Genomic DNA, 949 nt, shown 5'->3' on the forward strand with positions numbered 1-949 from the left:
TCGAGTCCGCGCACCACAAGGACGCGTAGCGGCCTGGGGGATCGAGGTGATCGTCCGGATCGGTCAGTAGAGCATCGTTTTCGCGATATTCGTGGTGATCGCCGCCGGGTGTTCGATGCCGGCGCGAGCGGCCCGTTCGCGCCAGAGGTCGACGATGGCGTCTCGGAAGGGATTGTCGGCGAGGGCTTCCGGATCGCTGCGATACTCCGATCGGGCCGCCAGACCGGCCAATCGTGTCGCGCCCGCCGCGGTCCATCGGTGGCGCAGCGCCCACAGACACACCGCCTCGGCGGTCGATACTTCCCCGGCATCGTGCAGAATACGCAGGATCGCCAGGGCGTCACGGCGCTGCGCCGAGGATGCGAGTGTGACGGGGTGGGCCAGTAATCGATCCACCGTGCGCAGTGCCTGGACGGCGACCCCGGACAACGGTGAGGGCAGAGGTACGGCGCAGGCGGTGGCGAGCAGTTGCGGCGCCGCCGCGGCGACCCACACGCCGAGTTGCGTGGGATCGCGGCTCACCACGCACAGCGCGCGGGTCCGGGGATCGTCGGCGCAGGCCAGCAGTTCGTCCCGGTCCGGTCCACCGCGACCAGCAATCCGCCCCGCCAGTCCGGCAGCGGATCGGCGCCGCGAGCGGTCAGGGCGCCGTCGCCGGCGACGAGTGCTCCGACCAGCGCCGCGCAATCGGTGAAGTCACCCCGCAGACGCAGCAGCGGTGTACCGCCCACCCACTGGGAATAGATCCGCGTCCAGTTCACCGCCGCCGCCACGCCCCGTTCATCGACCCCGCTCAGCGCCGACGGATACACCCACCGGGCCCCGACGCCGGACAACGCCTCACCGACTGTGTCGATCCCCGTCCGCACCGACACCCCGCACACATCCACCCTGGTCAACCCGCTCATCTTCGCGGGTCGCTCTCGGTGGACGCGGCCCCCGGACCGGT

At 70.8% G+C, this 949-nt stretch carries 2 protein-coding genes; both read right to left on the minus strand.

Features of this window, described 5'->3' with window-relative positions; genetic code table 11:
- Positions 1–63: 63 nt before the first annotated feature.
- Complete coding sequence (locus ON30_RS27845) at positions 64–522, minus strand: DUF1889 family protein (RefSeq protein ID WP_157183857.1); 459 nt, start codon at positions 520–522, stop codon at positions 64–66.
- Positions 519–949, minus strand: a 431-nt coding sequence (locus ON30_RS27850; protein WP_218006309.1) for a hypothetical protein, incomplete at its 5' end; no start/stop codon positions are given. The genes ON30_RS27850 and ON30_RS27845, both read right to left, overlap by 4 nt.

Source organism: Nocardia takedensis NBRC 100417 (assembly GCF_000308695.1).
GTDB classification, from domain to species: Bacteria; Actinomycetota; Actinomycetes; order Mycobacteriales; family Mycobacteriaceae; genus Nocardia; species Nocardia takedensis.